The organism is Luteibacter rhizovicinus (genome assembly GCF_004342265.1).
In the GTDB taxonomy this organism is placed as follows: Bacteria; Pseudomonadota; Gammaproteobacteria; order Xanthomonadales; family Rhodanobacteraceae; genus Luteibacter; species Luteibacter rhizovicinus_B.
Map to the genome: position 1 here is coordinate 247,346 of NZ_SMCS01000005.1, position 19,516 is coordinate 266,861.

The following is a 19,516-nucleotide window of genomic DNA, read 5'->3' on the forward strand; positions in this document are numbered from 1 at the left end:
TACGCGAAGCTCATAGTTGCCCGCGTTTACTTCGAACAGCGCGCCGCCACCCGCATTGGAATTATTGAACGTGCCACTGGCGACAACCTGGCCGTCGCGCAGCAGCGTCCACTGTCGCGCCTGTCCGTACATCTGGGTGATGTCGGCGAGCACATGCGTGGATGCATTGACCGAGAAGTACACCGAATCTTCGTAGTACAGCCCGGTGTTCGTCCCGAACGGCGTCGGCTCGTGGGCAACGGAGAACGAGACCGTCGCGGGCGTTCCGCTTGACTCGTGGGCTTCGGCACTGAGCAGGTAACGGCCCGGTCCGACGACAAAGCTGTTGTTGTCGGCCATGTCGGAGGAACGGACGAGATGACCGAAGGTGTCGTAAAGCACCCAGGTTCCGTCGAATCCTTCCTTGCTGCCAAAGTTGCCGGCGTCGAAGTGGAGGGTCGTCTGCCGGTCGGTGGAGAACGTATACAGGCCGGGCTGCGTATCGCCGGCCCCAAGGGTTACCGGTTCGTCCAGCGCGATGGGACGGGCCGCGGCGGCGTCCACGACCCGGATATCGAAGGGCGTCGCATCGCCGTCCGCGAGGAACGACAGCACGTATCGGCCAGCCACGAGGTTGAGCAGCGAGATGTCATGGCTGCCGGCGGGCCACGTTCCATAGGTCTGCGTGCCGTCCTCGGAGGACAGCGTCCAGTCCACCTGCCCGCTGCTGGCCGGCGCTGTCAGGACAAGCTGTGCCGCCTGCGACAGATCGATCCGGTATACGCCCTGCACGCGATCCAGATGCGCGGGATCGGGAACGATGTGCAACGTGCCGCCCACGGACGCGACGGGCAGCGCGTCGGAGCCATTGCTTACGAGAGTGATATTGACACTGGCCGGATCGGTAGACCCGTCCGTGCGCGTCCAGACGAGGTAATACGTGCCGTCCGCCGGCAGGGCGGGGAACAATGCGGGGGCATCCGACGCACCATTGGCGATGGCATTGCCTTCGGCATCGAGCAGCGACCAGCTCGCGGTGACCGCACCCGCGGGCCATGCGGGCAGATACATCCGCTGTCCTTGCAGGCCGTCGATGCGGGCGAACGTCGGCATGACATTCGAGAACGCGATCGTGCTGGCGACATCGGGCGCGAGCGATGTCGCGCTGGCCATATCGAAGGCCAGGAAACCGTAGTCGAGACCCCAGTTGTAAACGCCCCGGCCGCTGGCGATTTCGATGTCGTAATCGCCGGCACCAAGGGTGAACAGCGCGTACATGATGCTGTCCTGACCGAAGGTCCAGTGACCGCTGACATCCGCACCATCGATCGACAGAGTCACGTTGTCGCTGATGTGCGTGAAGCCGATATAGTACGTACCCGGCCGGTCGACGTGCAGCGTGCGCGACAGGACGTCGCCCATCGGCGCGACCGAGCCGTTCTCCACTGTTCCGGCCGTTACCGGCGTGGGCTGCACCAGGAAAACGGAGACGTCGTTATAGCCGTGGTTGGTCAGGTCGATGTACCACGTGCCATCGGCGGTGGCCGTAAACCACTTCAATCCATCGTTTTCGTTCTGATAGCCGGTCAGGTCCGCAAGCACGCCGAAATCGGATCCGTACAGGACATAACGGGCGTTTTCGGCGCGCACGAAGCCGTACCGGTGTCCCGCCTGCACGGTGAGGCTGTACAGCCCGACAGGGCCGGAAACCGTTCCGTTGGCCGTCGCCGGCGTCGCACTGCCCTGCGTGGACAGGGTGAAATCGAACGTGTTGACGGTAGCGAGCGAGTTGGCGAAGACCAGACGGTAGTCGCCGGCGGGTAGACGCATATAGAACGACGACTGGGTCAGCGACGTGTTGCCATCCAGCACGATGCCGTTCGCATCCTGTAGCGACCAGGACACCTGGTACAGGTAGGCGGTCGTCTGCATCGATACGAACGACGTACCGTCGAGATGGAACGTATAGGTCTGCGCGGCATTGGCGGGCAGGGATACCGATGTTGCGGTATCGACCGGAAGCACGACCGACGCGGGTGCTGTCGTGCCGCGGGGAACGTTCGTCTGCGAGAACGACAGGGTCACCGGATCGTTGGTGCCCAGGACGCGCAGGAAATACGTGCCCGGATAGTCGAGTGTGAAGCTGACGGTCGAATTGTTGTTGCCGTACGCAACGCTCGATCCGAACGCGGTGTAGATTTCCCAATTGGCGTAACCCGTTCCGGTCAGCGCGCCGACGATCGTGACGGTGTCGCCGATGTTTCCGTCGATGCGGACGTAATGCGTATCGAGCGAACCGTCGATCGATACGGAGGCATCGTGCCCGCTGGCCAGCAGCGGGGCGTTGTCGACGTCGACGATGCGAATGGCCGACGTAAGGGCCTGCGGGGATACCGAGGATTCAGTCGAACGCACGGCGAAGAAGTTTTCTCCGCCGCCGCCGTGCGAGCTGCTGTCGAACTCGATCCGGTAGTCGCCCTTGTCCAGCAGTTGGGGAAGCGGCTGGTTGCCGCTGCGTGTCCAGTCGAGCCAGGTCTGTCCGGAGGCGTCGACAATGCGGTAGTACGACTGGATGTCGTAGCCCGAAGGCAGCACGACGGCGATGTGTCGCGAGGAGTCCAGCGAGAACGAGAACGACTGCAGATGGCCGTTGTCGTCGTTGAGTACGACCTGACCGGTTTCGCCGAGGGCCAGCGGCTGCACGACCACCGGTACGGCGGCGGCTCCGACCGAATAGGCGATGGCATCGCTGCGGTTGCCGATGCGGCGCACGATCAGCCGGTACCCATCGCCATTCAGACGGCGTACGCCGGAGATCCCGCCGATACCGTTAGCGACGATGGTGTTGCCGTGCACGATCATCCAGCCGATATCGCCGGCATCCGCATCGCCAACGACCAGGGACACCGAGGACAGTGGCGCGCCCGCGGGCAATTCGTAGACGGCGGTGTCTTGTCCGGCGGCCAGCGACGTGGCGGCAGGCTGCGTGGCGGGAACGCTGCCTGCATCCAGGTTCGTCAGTTCGAAGCGGTACGCTCCGCCCGGTTCGTTCGTCGTGATCCGCAGGGTGTAATTGCCCGCGGAGAGGACGGTGGGCGAGCCGCTATGTGCGACTTCGTTGCCCCAGGTGTCGATGATGGCGAACTGAGCGCTATCCGTGTCGTTCCACGCGAACAGGGTGCCGCCCGCGGGCAGACTGAGTGCATACGTGACAACACCCGGCACGTCGGGCGTGACGCCCTGGACGATATCGCCAAGGGCGACGGCCGGTGGCGCATACGCGCCCACGGTGAGGCTGTAACCGGCGTTGTCGTTGTCGGCGCCACCCAGCACAAGGACGGAATAACTGCCCGGTGCGATGGGACCGAGATCGAACGTGCCGCTGCCGAACCCCTGGGCAACGATGCTCGCATTGGCGTCGACCAGCATCCAACGCATGTCCGCACCGGTAGCGGTGAAGGCGATGCGGGTGTTCTGGGCCACCGGTACGTCCACGCGCCATATCGCGGCGGCGGAAGGAACGGTCAGCGCATCGGTGATGCCGCCGGCGTTCAGCGCCGGTGCCACGGCGTAGGAAAGCAACTGGACGGCGGCGACGGTATCGTCGCTCGACGCTTGCAGGGACAGCTCGTAGTCGCCTGCCGCCAGCCACAGCAGATCGCCCGTCGCGGCATCGATCGTCTTCCAGCTACCTGCCGCACCGCGCAGGGTCAGCTTCGCGCGCAGACCGCCCGATGTACCGATATCGCCGAGATGGATATACGTGCCCGTGGACAGGCTGAAGGCATGGACGGCGATATCGCCTGCATGGGCGAGATGGTCGTTCAGCACGGCGGGCAACGGCAGCGGCAATGGCGCGGCCTGCGCGAACGTCAGCGTGCCTTGCACGGCGGCGGACAGATCGCCGGTGCGCTCGACGAGCAACGTGTATGCGCCGTTGTCCAGCACCGCGGTATCGACAAGCGTGCCGCTGACGCCGGATACGATGAGGCGACCCTGCGCGTCGTACAGGGTCCAGCTTGCGTTATTGCCCAGCGACAGGCCGAGGTGAAGTGCGCGCGGCGAGGCAAGGTCGAGGCGATAGATACCCGAATCGAGGCCGGCCGCCACCGTGACGGCGTTGTCGCCGTCGGTCGTCAAGGTCGCTGCCGCACTATCGAGCGTTTGCCATGCGAAGTGCGCGCCGTCCACGAGGGCTTCGACGATGAAGTCATAGTCTCCCGCGGCGAGTACCAGGCTCGCCGCGGTGGTGTCCGCGTCGTTCCAGCCATAGGCCGCGCCGCCCACCGAGATACGCCAGTGCACGCCCTGCGACCCGAGGTCGCGCAGCAGTTTGCCCAGCGGAATGGTCTGTCCGTAACCGACGATGAGCCGGTACGTGGTTGCGTCGCCGGCATGCGCGAGATCGCCGGAGAATGCGCTGCCAAGCGATACGGCGGAGAGGTCGACGCCGACCGGTATGGCCGTTTCGGTGGACGTCAGCGAATACGCGGCTCCCGCCGTGCCGTGCACCACGACGACCCGGTCGGTGCCCGTGCTTACGGCATGTGCGAGAACGGCGCGATCGAAGGGGCCGTGACCCGAGAACACCACGCGTCCCGCGCCGTCGTAGACGGTCACGTCGACATTGCCGGCCGTCGCGAGCGCAAGGTCGGCGAGGGCGGCCGTCGCCGCTACGCGCCAAACCGCGGTGCCGCCGTCGGCAAGTACGCCATTCGTCACACTGCCGGCGACGAGAAGGGGCAGGGTAGCGATATCGGTCAATGCAACACTGTAAGCACCGGGTGTACCGGTGCCGTCGCCGCCGATTTGCAGCGTGTATACGCCCGCGCCAAGAGATACCGGCAACGCCGTTGCGAGGTTACCCGTCGCGATGACGGTACCGCTGTCCGAGCGCAAGGTCCACGATGCGGTCTGTCGGCTGTCGCCGCCGATCAGGATGCGTGTCGGCGTATCCAGTGCGAGTCGCCACATGTCGGGAATCGACGTGTCGACGGTCGCACCGGAAAGCGTCGTGCCGATTGTCGCGTCGCCGTGCAAGGCATGCACCTGTGTCAGCGTGATCGCCGATGCGAGGGCGCTGCCGTTGTCGTCGATGCCGTTTACGAGGACATACCAGGTGCCGCTCGACGGTATCGCCAGAGCCAGGTGCGAGCCCGGCGACAACGATTGCCAGCCATTGATGCCGTTGCCATTCGCATCGAGTAGCAAGACGTTGAAGTGTCCGGCGTTCGCCGCGTTGGCGAGTTGCACGTAATCGCGCGTGCCGGCATCGATGCGATAGACGCCGGCGGCGGTGGACGGTAGCGAAATGTTCAGAGGTGCTGCCGCGTCGAGCGCGGGAGCGCTTCCCAGGAGCATCAGGTTGAAGTCGACGTTGCCCGTGGTGAGTCCGTTGGGCAGGATCGTCAGCCGGTAGGTGCCCGCGACCGGCAGCGCCATGTAGCTGCCGAAATAGTCGTACAGGCTTCCGGACGACTGCACGCGTCCCGTCGGACCGTCGAGGGTCCAGCCGATGTCGTCGCGGGTGGCGAGGGCGTCGAGTAATGCCTGGTCGGGATGGGCGACCGTGAATTCGAAGACCAGGCCCTGGCCGACGGCACCGATCGTGGCATGTACGGGCGTGCCCGGCACCAGCGGTTGTACGGCCCCGGTACTGAGCGCGTACAGGTTCAGGTCGGTCGTTACGGGGGCGGTGGCACTGGCCGAAACGCGTACGACCAGTGCGTAGTGGCCCGCGCGAAGATGCATCGTCTGCGCCGACGAGTAGCCCGATCCGGACCACACGCGATTGCCGTAATCGTCGAAAAGATCCCACTGCGTGTCGGCACGCGTGGTCGTCATCGCGCTGCGATAATCGGCTTCGGTCAGATTCAGGCTATAGACCGTCCTCTGGCCGGCACCTGCCGTCATTTCGATGGCAGTGCCGGGCATCATGGGTAGCTGACTGGCCGGCGTACCGATGCCGAACGAGAACGCACCCGTCGTCAGATCGTTGCCTTCCACCGTGAGTACGTACGTACCGGCCGGCAAACGCAGGAGGATGGAAACGTCGTCGAAGTCGCGCGACGTGAACTCCGTACCGCGCGGTCCGGACAGGCTCCAGTGCAGCGACGTCGCATGGTTGCCTGGATTGAACGTCAGCAGCGTGGCGGCGTCCAGCGTGAAGCCATAAGCGATCGTCTGACCTGGCGTGGCGATGGACCCCACGATGGGCGTGTCCAGCGACGCAGGTGCCATGACGACATCGCGACGACCGATCGTGAAGGGGAGTGCGACGGAAATATTCGGGTTGTTGTTGCGCGGAGTCAGCTGCAGGAGATAGTCGCCGCTCAGTGCCAGCGGGATATTCACGTTGTCCGAGAAGTAATAACCGGTCGCGGCGACGCGTCCGTCGGGGCCGAGCAGGTTCCAGGAGCCTATCGATGTGTCGGCTACTCCTCCCTTGAAGTAAAGCCGGTCGCCGGCCTCGCCATGAAGGTGATAGGAACGGATCTGGTCGCCATTGCCCGTGGAGTTGACCAGTGAGCCAGGCTGGATATCGGGCACGCCATTGGCGTCCAGGATGCGGAACCGGAATGCGGTCGCCGTGTCCTGGACGTTGCGCAGGTCGAGCGTATAGTCGCCCGCTGCGAGCCAGATCGGCGCCGCGTCGTAGCGCGTACTGTTCCAGCCGCTGATCGAATTGTTACCTGCCGACAGTAGCCACTGCACGTTGTCGCTGGGCAGTCCGCCGAGCGCGTCGAAGGTGATCCAGCCCGCCCTGGCCATGCTGAACGTATAAGTCGTCGCGGTGTTGCGCGCGGCAAGCGTCCCGGTCACTACGTCGTCGAGTACCAGCGGGCTCGACGGATGATCGACCTGCGCCAGCGTGAACGTGTCGCGGCCGTTCGTATTGGAGTACGAGGGGCCGCCGACGAGCAACGTATAGGTACCGCCCGCCGTGATGTCGAACAGGGTTCCGAGAACCGCCCGGTCGCTACGTCCGGCGACGACGCGGCCATAGGCATCGATCAGCTGGTAGGACGGCGAGTTGCCCGTGCTGCTTCCATTGAGGGCAAGCGTCGTTCCCGCGACGGCATCGACGCGGTAGGCCACCGCTGCCGTACCGGGCGAGCGCGTCGTGGTGGTCGGCTGTCCGAGCGCCAGTGCCGGTGCGGCCGATGTGTCGATCATCTGGAAGGCATAAGCGCCGTTGCCGGAGTACCACGACGGGTAAAGCGCACCCTGCACGGTCAGTGCATAGTCGCCCGCGCGCAGGAAAAGCGTGCGGTCGCCGCCGTAAATCTGGACCTGGCTGGCTTCCGTCCCGTACGGCCCGGCCAGCGACCAGATCGCATTCGTCTGGCTCTGCGCGTCGAACGCGTATACGCCGTCGGCGGGCACGGTGAAGCGAAAGACCTGTGTCGCGTCCCAGGTAGCCAATGTACCCGCGACGACATTGCCGAAAGCCAGCGGCTGACCGCTGGGCAGCGCGACGGGCGGCGTATTGCCAAGGAAGTTCAGCTGCATATGCAGCGATGCCGCCGCGGCAAGCGCGCCCTGACCTTCGACCAGCAACGTGTAGTCGCCGTCCGAGGCGAGGGTAAAGGCCGATTCCGTGCCGTCGAGACGGCTGGCTGTCACGACGTCGTTACCGTAGGCATCGACGATGCGCCAGTTCAACGGTCCCCCGGTAACGGCAGATGCGACGAGCTGCAACTTATCGCCAGCATGTGCCGAAAAACGATAGGCGCGATTGTCGCTGCCGTCGGTCATGGCGACGTCGACGCCCGTTCCCGCAGTCAGCGCCTGAGCGGCTGCCAGGTTGTTCATGGCGAAGACATAGGAACCCGCCTTGCCGCCATCGCTATCGATGGTGAGCGTGTAATCGCCCGGTGGCATTGCCGCGATGGTTTTGTCGAGCGATCCGTTGCTGAGGTAGCGGCGCGTGAAGCCGCTGCCGTAACTGCCGGTCAGCGTCCAGGCGATACCCGTACTGGCCTGCATCGCATCGAAAGCCAGCGTTGTCGCCGAGCTCAGGTGGAAGCGATAGACCGACTGCTGTCCGGGCAACGTCACCGCGCCGGCGATACGCGCTGGGAAGTCGGGCGACGCCGGATCGAGCACGGTCACGATATCGGGCACGGCCTGGAACGCGAAGCCGTAGTTCGTCTGCGCGGAGCCTGTGTTCACGGCGAGCGTGAAACGACCCGAAGCGGTCGCCGTGAAGCGCGTGTTGGCGGTATAGGAATTTCCCGAGATGCCCTGATGGCCATACGGATCGAGCAGGCGCCAGCTGATGTAGCCGGACGACGAGGACCATCCGCTCAGGTCGTAGGACTGCCCCTGGACGAGGTCCATGCTGTAAAGACGCGTGCCATCGGCGACGCCCAGCGAATTGCTGACGGTCGTCCCGTCGGACAACAGCGTGGCGGACGCGACGCTGCGCATCGTGAAGCCGCTGGCGCCCTGGGTCGTCGTGTAGTCGGTAACGGTAAGCGTGTAGTCGCCCGAAACGAGCGGGAGCGCATCGCGACTGGCAGCGTATCCGCTGTAGTCGGTCGTCACCACCTTGCCGTTGGGACCGGTCAGCGACCAGTAATAGGCGGTGCCGCCGACGTTGTCGAAAATAACGGACTGCGCCTGGTCCACGTGGAAGTGGTAGCGCAATTCCTGTCCGTCGACCGGCGTCGTCAGGCTCACTGCCTGATTGAGTGAAATGTTGGTATCGACGTCCGCGATGGTGCGCAGGTTGAAGGAGAAATCCACTGCGGCGGTATTGTTCTGCGTGCCCTCCATCAACAACAGGTACTGGCCGCTATATGCCGTCGTGAAGCCCTGGGCCGTCGACGACAGGGTTTTGGACGAGTCCACCTGGCGCCCATACGGATCGACCAGACGCCAGTTGATCTGCTTGTACTGGCCGGTGCTCGTGAGCGTGCCGTCGCCAAGCGAAAACTTCTGCCCGGCCGTCGCGTCGAAACGGTAAACGGCAGTGTCGTTGCCCTTCGTCAGCGTGCCGGCGGTCGGCTGTCCGATGGTCAGGTCGGCCGCAGCCTGTGCGTCGACGATGCGCAGCGCATAGCTGCCGGTCGCATCGTTGGTTCCGTTGACGCTTAAGGTATAGGTACCGGCCCGGAGGTCGAACGCGGGGAACTGGTAACCGGCGTCCGTCGCGGCGAAGTTCGAGCTGCCGAGCTGGCCGCCCGGGCCCGTCAGCGTCCAGCTGATATCGCTTCGATTCGTCAGGCTGTCGAAAACGACGCGGCGATCGTCCTGTACGGTGAACTGGTAGTGGTTTTCCTGGCCGGGATTGGTCAACGATCCGTTGATCGATATGGCGGCCGGATTCACGTCGCCGGAAAGCAGCACGCGTGGTTCGATGGTTTCGAAGCGGATGGCGGGACCGGGCGCCGTATCGTGCTCGGCGGCTGTGTTCGCGACTTCCTTGCTGGACGGACGGCTCGACGTTTCCATGACTGATCCCTTCGATGTGCGTCGGTGCGATGGCACGCGTACGGCACGTTGTTTAACGACGGATAGATAAAACCGGCTGCGACGCCTTTACGGCGGCGTGGATGCGAATGTGGCTTTACATTTCACGCCGGACGGAAGGTCCAGCGCGCTATTAGGCAGATCGAGCAATACGACAAAGGTGCCGCTGGCCGCGTCGATCACCCGATCGATGCTCGCGACGTGTGCGGTGTACGACTTGTCCTGCTGAATTTCCGGAGCGACGCGCACAACGCCGCCGACCTTCGGTTCGCCGAAGGCGCGCATGGGCATCACGACGCGGACGCGAAGCGGATCGAGCTTCGCGAGTTTCAGGATGGCGTGCTTCGTCGCGCCGGGTTCGACGACTTCGCCGGGCCAGATCATCTGGTCGACGACGACCCCGTCGAAGGGGCTACGGATCGTGCGCAGGGCGAGCTGGCTGTTCTGCTGCGAGTATTCCAGACGCGCGATTTCGCGATTTTCCTTCGCTGTCTGCAGCTCGGCTTTGGCGAGTTTCAGTTCTGCTTCGGCATCGTCGCGATCCTGCGGCGACATCAGTTTCTCGGCGGCCATATCGCGCCGGCGATCGTACTTGCGACCGGAAAACTCGATCTTGCTCTCGGCAACCTGGGTGGGACCGGCCAGCTGCGACTTGTAACGGGCGAGATCGGCCGCCGCCTGTTCGGCGTGGGACTCCAGCGTGGCCAGTACCTGGTTACGCGTTACCCGGTCGCCGCGTTTCACCGCCACGCGATCAAGCAACCCGGCGACGGGGGTTCCTACCTCGACGGTCTGTGCCGGTTCGATGAGGCAATCGTAAGAAGGGGAGGAGGGAGGTGGGGCGGCCGTCGCCTGTGCGCAGTAAAAAACGAACGCGCAAACGCCCGCGCGTGTCGCCGCTTTCCGATGCGAACGATACCCTGGCCCCGCCTGTGGCGAGACATGCGTACGAAGCTTCAATCCCTTGCTCCCTGCCAGATCACCGTAGCGGTGCGGGTGCACCACCCCCTGTTTGCGGTGTTCTGGCCGCGAAATCTATCGGAGGCCCACGGGCCGGGCAAGGCATACTTGCGAACGTAAGAAGTTACGGAATGGAAGCTTGCGGGACTCGCAAAAACCTTCGTTATGGAAACAAGAGGTTGCGATCGAATGCTCGACGAAGATGGCTATGTCTTCACGTTTCGAGAGGGGGCGAAAGCGAGGCAGTCGTGTAGTCCTTCCCCTACAAACTTCTGCCTATGGAGGCGCCTCTAGCTGTCCGTCAGGATGCCTACGAACTGGGTAGCGATCACGATCGTGCTGAAACGCGCCAGCATGTATTCGCGCGCCGCGCTGCCCATGGGCAATCGAAACGATGGCTCGCACGTTTTCAGGATGGCGTCGCGCCATGCATCGACGTCGCCCGGCGGCAGTAGCAGACCGGTAACGCCCGGAAGCAGCGTCTCGGGTAGCCCGCCGATATTGCTGCACAGTACAGGGATGCCTGCGGCCTGCGCCTCGATGGACCCCCGGCCGAAGGTTTCCGGTGCCAGCGATGGAAACGCCAGCATCGACATCGCGCTGTAGTAGGGGGCGATGTCGTGGATCCAGCCGGCAAAACGATGACGGTGCGCCGTGGGAAGCGCGGCGACGCGATCGCGTAATGCCTTCAGATCGGGACCGTCGCCAAGCCACAGGCAATGCAGTCGCGGTTCCCGTTCCATGGCTTTCGTCGCCGCTTCGAGCAGGACGAATATTCCTTTGCCGGCGAACATGCGACCGGAGTAGCCCAGCACGATCGCTTCGTCGTCGATACCCAGCGTGCGCAGAATGGTGCTGCGCTGCTGGCGATCGGGCCGGTATCGCGTCGTGTTCACCGGGTTGTAAAGGATGTGTACCCGCTCCGCCGGAACGCCTCGATCGAGGTAGGCCTGGCGGGCATAGTTCGAGACGGCAAAGAACCGATGCGCCAGCCGCGGCAGCAGATAAGCCGACAACCGCTTCATGGGAGGTATGCGGTGCCGGAACAGCGCGACCGGTATCCCGAGCAGCCGCCCGATGGCGATCAGCGGCCAGTACTCCTTGCCGAAATTGCCGACGAGATAGTCGGGCTTTGTACGCTTCGCTACCGCGAATACCCTGGCGTATCCCCGCAGATCGTAAGCGTTGCGAAACATCGCGTTGTCCACCTGGACATGCGATCTGGCCAGCTCCTGCGCGATCAACCCGCCCGGGCACGTCATGACTCCAACCTGATGCCCCGCTTCTTCCATCGCCTGGGCAAGGGTGACGAAGTGCGTGGAGGCTCCGGTGTTCTCTTGATTCGTGCCGACGAAAAGAAATTTCACGCGCGCCGATCCTCATAGCCGGTCAGCACGCGCATGGCGAATTGCGGCAGGAAGTGGTGTCGCGCTATCTGCACCCGCGGCAGCTGCCACAGGTCCATGTCGGGTGTGGCGCGTCCGCGTCGCGTCGTGGTCGCCGCTACGTATCCGGCCTGCCTGACGACATTGGCGACACGATTGTCCAGGTTGCCGTATGGATAGCAGAACTGGGTGACCGCCACGCCGATACGATCTTCGAGATCGGCCTTGCAGCCGCCGATTTCGTTGTGCAACTGGTTGTCGTTGCAACTGGTCAACCGCGGATGGGTTCGCGTGTGCGCGCCGATCTCCATGCCGCCTTCGTGCCAGCGACGCAGCTCTTCCACCGTCATGGTGGGTTTGCGAATACCCAGGCGTGCCGCGTCCCACTCGTTATATCGTCCGATACTCTGGCTCACCACGTAGACCGTTGCGCTGAAGGCATACCGGGAGAGGATCGGGAGCGCAGCCTCCAGGTTGTCGGCATAGCCGTCGTCCAGCGTGATGACGACAATCCGGCCCTGGCGTTCTCCACGCAGGTAAGGCATCGCAGCGGACATGGATAACCCGGTGTAACCGAGGCGGTGCAGAAGCCACATCTGGCGGGCGAACGTTCCGGGGTTGACGTATAAGCTGCGGAAAACCTGCAGGTCGCGCGGCGCGCGCGCGATGTTGTGGTACATCAGAACAGGCACGTTTCCCGTGCGCCTGGATGTTTCTTGATTCATGGCCCAGCTCCTTAAGCCCGCACCCGTCACTACGCCTCTTGGCGATATGAGATTGGACGGTCTGGCTGAGTTTAGGCTTAACCTCTCCCCCGATACCGCCAACGCCTAGGGAGATGAAGCTGGCGTATGTTTCGACGTCTTCATATGCATGGCGGGCGGTCTCCCCTACAACGGAAGCTCTATCACCGTCCGGCGATACGTGCCGCATTACGAACCGGAATACGCGAAGCGAGGGTGGCGGACGCTTTCCGCCATCGACCGTGTCTACGTCAACGGTCGAAGGAAGAGTTTCTGGCGCTATTTCCTCATCAGCGCGAACTGGCTGAGAGCTTTTGTCGATAACGGTTCTGTCACGGTACAAGCAGGTCGCGAACAAGATCACGCCCGAGTACGTCGGAGTTCACACACGCTCCGGCACTACGCGAAGCTGCGTCCGCATGCTCCGGTTTTTCTCGCGCAGAAAAGCGAATGCCATGGCATCGACTCCCACTTCATGCGCATGCGTAAAGTATGCGGCGTCAATTCGTTGGCCATCGATGGCGTCATTGCCTGACCATTCGAAGACCGCCCAGGATAAAGGACTGTCTGCCAGTAGCAGATGATCCCAGGGGTAAGCGCGATGATGCGTCGGATGCTTGCCATGCCGGGCTAGCAATAGCGCTGCCCGCTCCACCTTGCTGAGGCAGCGCTGCTCCTGGTGGTTCTTGAAGTCGGCGTACGCTTCGGCGTCTTCTCGGGCGGTTTCCGGAGATATGAAATACGCCCGGTCGCACCGTGGCGGATGGGCGATGGGACCGCCGCATTTTTGCCCGATTCCCGAGCACTCCACCACGATCCACTTGATCTGTGGCTTGAACAAGTCATGATCGAACTCGAGTGCAGCGAACATATGACTTTCCCGGCACGAGTTGGTGTTCAAGAAAACTATTCCCTTGTCACTCGGTTCGGAATATCACTTGCGTTGTAGGATTCAACGAATGCGTTGGCATGCAAAATGCAATTTCGTTGACGTGCGAAATGAATGTAAGCCAGCGCGAATCAGGACAGTGCGATGGTTGGATGCCAGGCATGCAACTACGGAATATCGCGCTATCCAGACAACATCCGCGCCAGCCGATACATCGGCATTCCGACGCCCCCGCTACATCTGGACTGCGTTTTCCGGAGCCACCCGATGCGCGATTGCCCGCTGGTTCGAAAGAAAGACGTTGTCGCGCTCCGGTGCCGCTCCACTGGCGAGCATGGCGATCCATTCGTCGGTCGACATAACGGCAGCGAACGCGGAGTGCATGACGACGGTGGTGGCGCGATGGATTTCCTCGGCGGTCGCTGCGCCCGCACGATTTCGATAGGGTAGGGAACCTGCGGCATCCGGGAGGAATTCCACATCGAGGCCTTCATGCATCGCCTGACGCATCGTCGAGTCGTTGCAGTTGTGGGTCATGTAACCGACAACCGTAAGGGTGTCGATGTCGTTCGCTTTGATCCACGCATGAAAATCCGTCCCGGCGAAGACACTGGGCAGCGTCTTTTCGATCAGGTGGGCGCGCCGGCGTGTTGCGACGACGGGATGCAGTTCGACACCATGCGTTCCTCTCGCGAAGATCGGAGCGCCCCCGGGGGAAACATGCTGCACAACGACAATCGGGATGCCGTTCTCGTCCGCGGCATCCATCGCGCGACGGATATTGTCGAGGGACGAATTTACGTCGGGATACTCGATGCGGAAGTTGCCGGTAACGTACTCGTTCTGGACGTCGATGACGACAAGCGCGCGGTGGATTTTATTGTGAGACATAGGGTTACCTCTGGTTATTCATGAAGATTGTTGTGCCCGGTAGTGGACAGGTTAATGAGAGGGGCGCAGGCTTGCGATTGGCGAAAAAGACATTCTTCATGGCAAAAACGACACTACCTGGATCGGCGGCGAATCCGTTGGCCGAGATCGGGCTGCTGATATATCCCGGCGCGCAACTGGCGGCCGTGCATGGCCTGACCGACCTGTTCGAAGTGGCTAACCGGATGCTGCTGACGCACCGGCCGCGGGACGTCGCGCCGCTCCGGGTAAGCCACTGGCAGTTGTCCGCGCGCGGCACACGGGTAGAACGGGTTTTCGAAAGCCAGCCGGGCAACCATGAGCAACCGGACTTCCTCATCCTGCCGCCAAGCCTCGGCGCCACGTCTTCTCCGGAGGCGACAAAACATCTGGCCCTTTGGCTGAAGGAGCAGCATTCGACCGGTACTGTCCTGGCATCCGTATGCGCGGGCGCTTTCCTGTTGGCGGAAACGGGCTTGCTTGCCGGACGCAGCGTAACCACCCACTGGTCCCAGACGGAGAATCTCGCGGCACGCTTTCCCGAACTGCGGGTAGAAGGCGAAAAGCTGGTGATCGACGATGGCGACATCATCACCGCCGGTGGTCTGATGGCATGGACCGATCTGGGGCTGCGACTGGTCGATCGTCTGCTAGGGCCAACGGTGATGGTCGAGACGGCGCGCTTTCTGTTGATCGATCCGCCCGGACGCGAGCAGCGTTACTACAGTACGTTCTCGCCACGGCTGCAGCATGGCGACAAAGCCATACTGAAAGTGCAGCACTGGTTGCAGGCACGGGCGGCGCAGGACATTACGCTGGCCGCGATGGCCACTGAGGCGCAACTGCAGGACCGGACCTTCCAGCGCCGCTTCTTCAAAGCCACCGGCTTGCGACCGCTGGAATACTGCCAGCACCTGCGGGTCGGCAAAGCGCGCGAGTTGCTGGAACTCGGTCATCGGAGCATGGAACAGATAGCATGGGATGTCGGCTACCAGGACCCTGGCGCGTTCCGCAAGGTATTCCACAAGGTCATGGGACTATCGCCCGCCGACTACCGGCATCGTTTCAACGTTGCACCATTGGCGGATCGTAGCGTCCGCTCGTTCGAATCCAGAGGGACTCCAGCTTGATGCTGCAAATATCCAACCTTCTTTTCTTCGCGCTGGTTATTCTTGTGCTGGGGACTATCGTAACGATCGTCGTTGCGCTACTCGGCATCAAGTCGTCCATTCGCCGCAGCAAGAGCTGGCGTATCTGGTTGGCTTGCCTCGCAGGGATAACGGTGCTCCAGGTGCCGCTGCTTACGAGTCACCGCGAGATAGAGCAGTCCTTCCGCGACCTTCAGGTCAGGCTCTATACGTCGCATCTCAGGTCGCCCGCCACATACGAGGGGATATCCTTTCCTGCCGGCTCCACCGTGATCCGCGACTACGACGATCCGCACCCGGTCATGGGGGGAACGGTGCCTGCGGGTACGACGCTGTTCGGACTGAAGATCGACGGCGACTTCACCATCTCGCGCACCGGCGACGATGGACAGACGCCGTATCTTGCGGCAGGCACGCTGGTCGCACCGGCTACGATCCATAAGGTGCCGTGCGCGAAGGGCGGTTTCAGCCATACGTTCGATACGTCGAATACAAATGAAGTCGTGACCTGCACGCTTTCCACCGAGGGTACGATCGATGGCATTCCGATACCGTCCGGTAGCGAAGTCGTCGTTACGTTCAATACGTATAACGGCCAGATAGACGCCAGTGGTGACGTCAAGCGTGCATGGAGAGCGTCGGGCGTGGACTGCGCCGAGGGGCACTTTACGTACTTTAGCGTTCTCGAATGCCCGCTCACGCGGGACCAGGTATTCGACGGATATCCCGTCGCTGCCGGACACACGGCTTCCTTCAAAGTCGACGGGAAAGGTTCGGCGGTTGTCTACGAGGGCGCTCTGTCGCACGATTTCGATGTGGCGGGCGTGCGCATTCCCGCGGGTTCGGCGTTTAAAACGTCGTACAACGGTCAGTACATCAGTGCGGATACGTTGCGTACTCACACGATGGACGAGTCCCAGTACGTCCAGTTCGACCTGCCTGCCGCGACGAGCCTGACGATTTCAGGGGTTGTCCTGCAAGGCGAGTACGTGGGGCTGTATGTATACAACCATTCGATCAAGGTACACGTCGTGACCCCTGCGACCGATCCGGATGCAGACGCCGACACGGCGATACGCGACGGAACCTTCGACCTGGCGAAGAAAACCTGGAGCTGGGAAGAGGAGAAATGACTTAGCCCTCAGTTCCGGACCATGAGAGCGAAATGCGACAGCCCGGCGTGGCGTCCGAAATTTCGATAGTCATGTCGTGCAGGCGCGCGATCACGGCGACGAGGCTCAGGCCGAGTCCGTTGCCGGGCGTGCTGCGGCTGGGTTCGCTGCGATGGAAGCGGTTGAGTACGGCTTTGCGCTCGCCGGGTGGGATGCCCGGGCCGCTGTCGACGACGCTCAGTTGGCGATGCGCCGCATCGAGGCGTACCTGGATGGTTCCGCCGGGTGGCGTGAATTTGATGGCATTGTCGACCAGATTGCTGACGGCATCGAATAACAGACTGGCGTCGCCAGCGACCGCAACGGACGCGGCATCGTCGACGAATTGCAGGGAAAGCCGTTTCTCTTCGGCCAATGGCTGATAGAACTCGACGACATCCGTCAGCACGGTGGACAACGACACCTGAGTGAACCCCGCGCGCCGCGCGCCGGCTTCGATTTCCGAAATGCGCAGCAGGGCGTTGAAGGTATGCAGCAGGCTACCGACCTCGTCGATCGCGTCGGCGATCGACAGGCGGAACTCGTCGACGGTGGACGCGCGACGCAATGCACGTTCCAGACCGCCTAACAGCCGGGTCAACGGTGTACGCAGGTCATGGGCGATGCTGTCGCAGACGCCTTTGACCTCGTGCACCAGTCGCTCGAGATCGTCGAGCATGCCATTCACTTCATGCGTGAGCCGGCTCAGATCGCCGCCTCCGCGTTGAACCGGCAGACGCTCCGTAAGATCCCCGGTGACGATGCGTCGGATGGCGAGCGTGATCGCATCGATGCGGCGCATCGAAGACGTCCCCACCGCGACGGCACCCGCCAGACCGAAGATCAACGTCAGCAGGCCCGCGCCGAACATCGCGCGGACCATGAGTTCTTCGAACTCGTACGGTTCGTGCACGTTCTGTGCAACAACCAGCCAGTGACCATCCGGAAGATGCGTGGAGTAACCGCGGAACGGAACGCGGGCGCCGGCATACATCATGTGGAAATTCACTGGCCTGTCTGTCTGTTGCATCTCCACAGGCAGCGAGGGCAGATTGCCGGCCAGCCAGTGGCCCGTGGCATCGAACTCGCCGAATGGCCGGCGCATACCCGGGTCGCCGCGCATATGCTCGCGCAGCCTGAGCATGCGATCGTCGGTAGACAGCGAGCTGAAGTTGGTCGATTCGCGACGCAGCCAGCCCTCCTGCTCGCGCACCATATAGCCCACGGTCTGCCAGTACACGAAGGCGAACAGCAACGACGAGCACGTGCCGAAAAGCAGCAGGAACATCAGCGCGAGCCGGAAGCCCGTCGTACGTCGCAATTCAGTCAGTCGCATAAAGGATGTACCCCGAGCCGCGTACGGTCTGGATCAGCGAGGGACGATTGTCCGTATCGATCTTCTGGCGCAACTTGCTGATATGCACATCGATCACATTGGTGCGCTCTTCGGACCGATAACCCCACACCTCTTCGAACAACATCGTGCGGGTGACCACCTGGCCGGCGTGCCGCATCAGGAAAGTCAGCAGATCGTATTCGCGGGGCAGCAGGCTGATGGTTTCGCCTTCGCGACGTACGCCGCGGGTCAGCAGGTCGATTTCCAGCGGCCCGGCGCGCAGCGATGTCTGCTGCCCCGGTACGTGGCGACGGCGGAGCAGGGCATCGAGCCTTGCCGTGAGTTCCACGGCTTCGAACGGTTTGGTCAGGTAATCGTCGCCGCCGGCGCGCAGACCCCGCACGCGTTCGTCCAGCGCGGATAGCGCGCTGAGAATCAGCACCGGCATCTGCGCACCCGTGGCCCGCAACGTTGCCAGAACGCCCAATCCATCCGGCGTACCGGGCAACATGCGATCGAGCACCATGGCGTCGAAGCCGCCAGCCATGGACATCAGCAAGCCCTGCCGCCCGTCCGCGGCATGGTCGACGCTGAAGCCGTGATCGACCAGCGCGTCGACGATTTCCGTCGCGGTTTGCGCGTCGTCTTCGACCACTAGAATGCGCGACATCGGTTTCTCCATGGTGCGATGGGATGCTGCGGCGACCCGTTCATTCGATATCCGCCTTTTCGGGGGAGTAGTGTCGCAGGACAATTCGTAGCCGGCTTTGGCCGGAAGATTAATTCGCGTTAAGAATCGCCATACAAGTTACGCCATACAAGGCTTCCAGCGCATGCGACTGCTGATCATCGAGGACGACGAACGCGCGGCGGCCTATCTGGCTCGCGGATTGAGCGAAAGCGGCCATGTGGTGGACGTGGCTGGCGACGGCGCGCTGGGTCTGGCGATGGCGCGCGAAGGCATCTATGACGTATTGATCGTCGACCGGCTCCTGCCCGCCATGGACGGGCTGGAACTGGTGCGCACGCTGCGCCGCGACGATCCCCGCATTGGCGTGCTGATGTTGAGCGCCATGGCCGGGACCGCCGACCGCGTAGCGGGTATGCACGCCGGGTGCGACGACTATCTGGTCAAGCCCTATGCCTTCGTCGAGGTCCTGGCGCGCATCGAGTCTCTGGCACGGCGTGGCGACCGGTCCCGCGAGGGGCATGTACTTCAGGTGGGCGATTTGCAGCTCGATGTGCTTGCCCGTCAGCTGCGTCGCGGCGATCGTCTTATCGCCCTGCAGCCGAGGGAGTATCTGCTGCTGGAATATCTGATGCGCCATGCGGACCAGGTCGTGACGCGAACCATGCTGCTGGAAGCGGTATGGGATTACGACTTCGACCCGCAGGGTTCCGTGGTGGACATGCATGTTTACCGCCTGCGCCGGAAGATCGAGCAGGATGCGTCGCCGCTGCTGCATACCTTGCCGGGTGTGGGCTACGTGCTATCGACGACACCGCCCGTCACCTGATTTTTTACCGCCTTAACTGTTT

At 62.7% G+C, this 19,516-nt stretch carries 11 protein-coding genes (1 of these 11 only partly in view); 3 read left to right on the plus strand and 8 right to left on the minus strand.

The genetic code is table 11. The features are described from left to right. The 6 genes from EC912_RS13970 to EC912_RS13995 form a co-directional block, all read right to left on the minus strand. On the minus strand, nt 1–9,438 hold the beginning of the coding sequence (locus tag EC912_RS13970; RefSeq protein ID WP_132145087.1) for an Ig-like domain-containing protein. It extends 26,808 nt beyond the left edge of the window; the window shows 9,438 of its 36,246 coding nt (coding positions 1–9,438); it begins with the start codon at nt 9,436–9,438; the stop codon falls past the left edge of the window. A gap of 87 nt (nt 9,439–9,525) precedes the next feature. Further along, the gene (locus EC912_RS13975) at nt 9,526–10,461 is read right to left on the minus strand and encodes an efflux RND transporter periplasmic adaptor subunit (RefSeq protein ID WP_343136987.1); all 936 of its coding nucleotides are present in this window, start codon (nt 10,459–10,461) and stop codon (nt 9,526–9,528) included. Between the two features lie 245 nt (nt 10,462–10,706). Beyond that, entirely contained in the window at nt 10,707–11,783 is a 1,077-nt protein-coding gene (locus EC912_RS13980) for a glycosyltransferase family 4 protein (RefSeq protein WP_132145091.1), read from the minus strand. Beyond that, nucleotides 11,780–12,526, minus strand: a complete 747-nt coding sequence (locus tag EC912_RS13985; protein ID WP_132145093.1) for a polysaccharide deacetylase family protein — start codon at nt 12,524–12,526, stop codon at nt 11,780–11,782. The genes EC912_RS13980 and EC912_RS13985 overlap by 4 nt, the downstream gene beginning before the upstream one ends. Before the next feature lie 400 nt (nt 12,527–12,926). Beyond that, complete coding sequence (locus EC912_RS13990) at nt 12,927–13,415, minus strand: hypothetical protein (RefSeq protein ID WP_132145095.1); 489 nt, start codon at nt 13,413–13,415, stop codon at nt 12,927–12,929. A gap of 252 nt (nt 13,416–13,667) precedes the next feature. Beyond that, nucleotides 13,668–14,324 (minus strand): cysteine hydrolase family protein, encoded by a 657-nt coding sequence (locus tag EC912_RS13995; protein ID WP_132145097.1) that lies wholly within the window; start codon nt 14,322–14,324, stop codon nt 13,668–13,670. 98 nt (nt 14,325–14,422) lie between these two features. Between EC912_RS13995 and EC912_RS14000 the strand changes: the two genes are divergently transcribed. Both EC912_RS14000 and EC912_RS14005 read left to right on the plus strand, forming a co-directional pair. Continuing rightward, the gene (locus EC912_RS14000; RefSeq protein WP_132145099.1) at nt 14,423–15,472 is read left to right on the plus strand and encodes a GlxA family transcriptional regulator; all 1,050 of its coding nucleotides are present in this window, start codon (nt 14,423–14,425) and stop codon (nt 15,470–15,472) included. Further along, complete coding sequence (locus tag EC912_RS14005) at nt 15,472–16,623, plus strand: hypothetical protein (RefSeq protein ID WP_132145101.1); 1,152 nt, start codon at nt 15,472–15,474, stop codon at nt 16,621–16,623. Before EC912_RS14000 ends, EC912_RS14005 begins: the two co-directional genes overlap by 1 nt. Nucleotide 16,624: 1 nt before the next feature. Here the strand turns inward: EC912_RS14005 and EC912_RS14010 are convergent, their stop codons facing one another. Both EC912_RS14010 and EC912_RS14015 read right to left on the minus strand, forming a co-directional pair. After that, nucleotides 16,625–17,977: a sensor histidine kinase gene (locus EC912_RS14010; protein ID WP_132145103.1), complete on the minus strand. Its 1,353-nt coding sequence runs from the start codon at nt 17,975–17,977 to the stop codon at nt 16,625–16,627. Further along, a complete protein-coding gene (locus EC912_RS14015; RefSeq protein ID WP_132145105.1) occupies nt 17,964–18,647 on the minus strand; it encodes a response regulator transcription factor in 684 nt (227 codons plus the stop codon). Before EC912_RS14015 ends, EC912_RS14010 begins: the two co-directional genes overlap by 14 nt. Nucleotides 18,648–18,810: 163 nt before the next feature. Between EC912_RS14015 and EC912_RS14020 the strand changes: the two genes are divergently transcribed. After that, nucleotides 18,811–19,494 carry a response regulator transcription factor gene (locus EC912_RS14020; RefSeq protein WP_132145107.1) on the plus strand — a complete coding sequence of 228 codons (684 nt, stop codon included), beginning with the start codon at nt 18,811–18,813 and terminating at the stop codon, nt 19,492–19,494. The last annotated feature ends 22 nt before the right edge of the window (nt 19,495–19,516 follow it).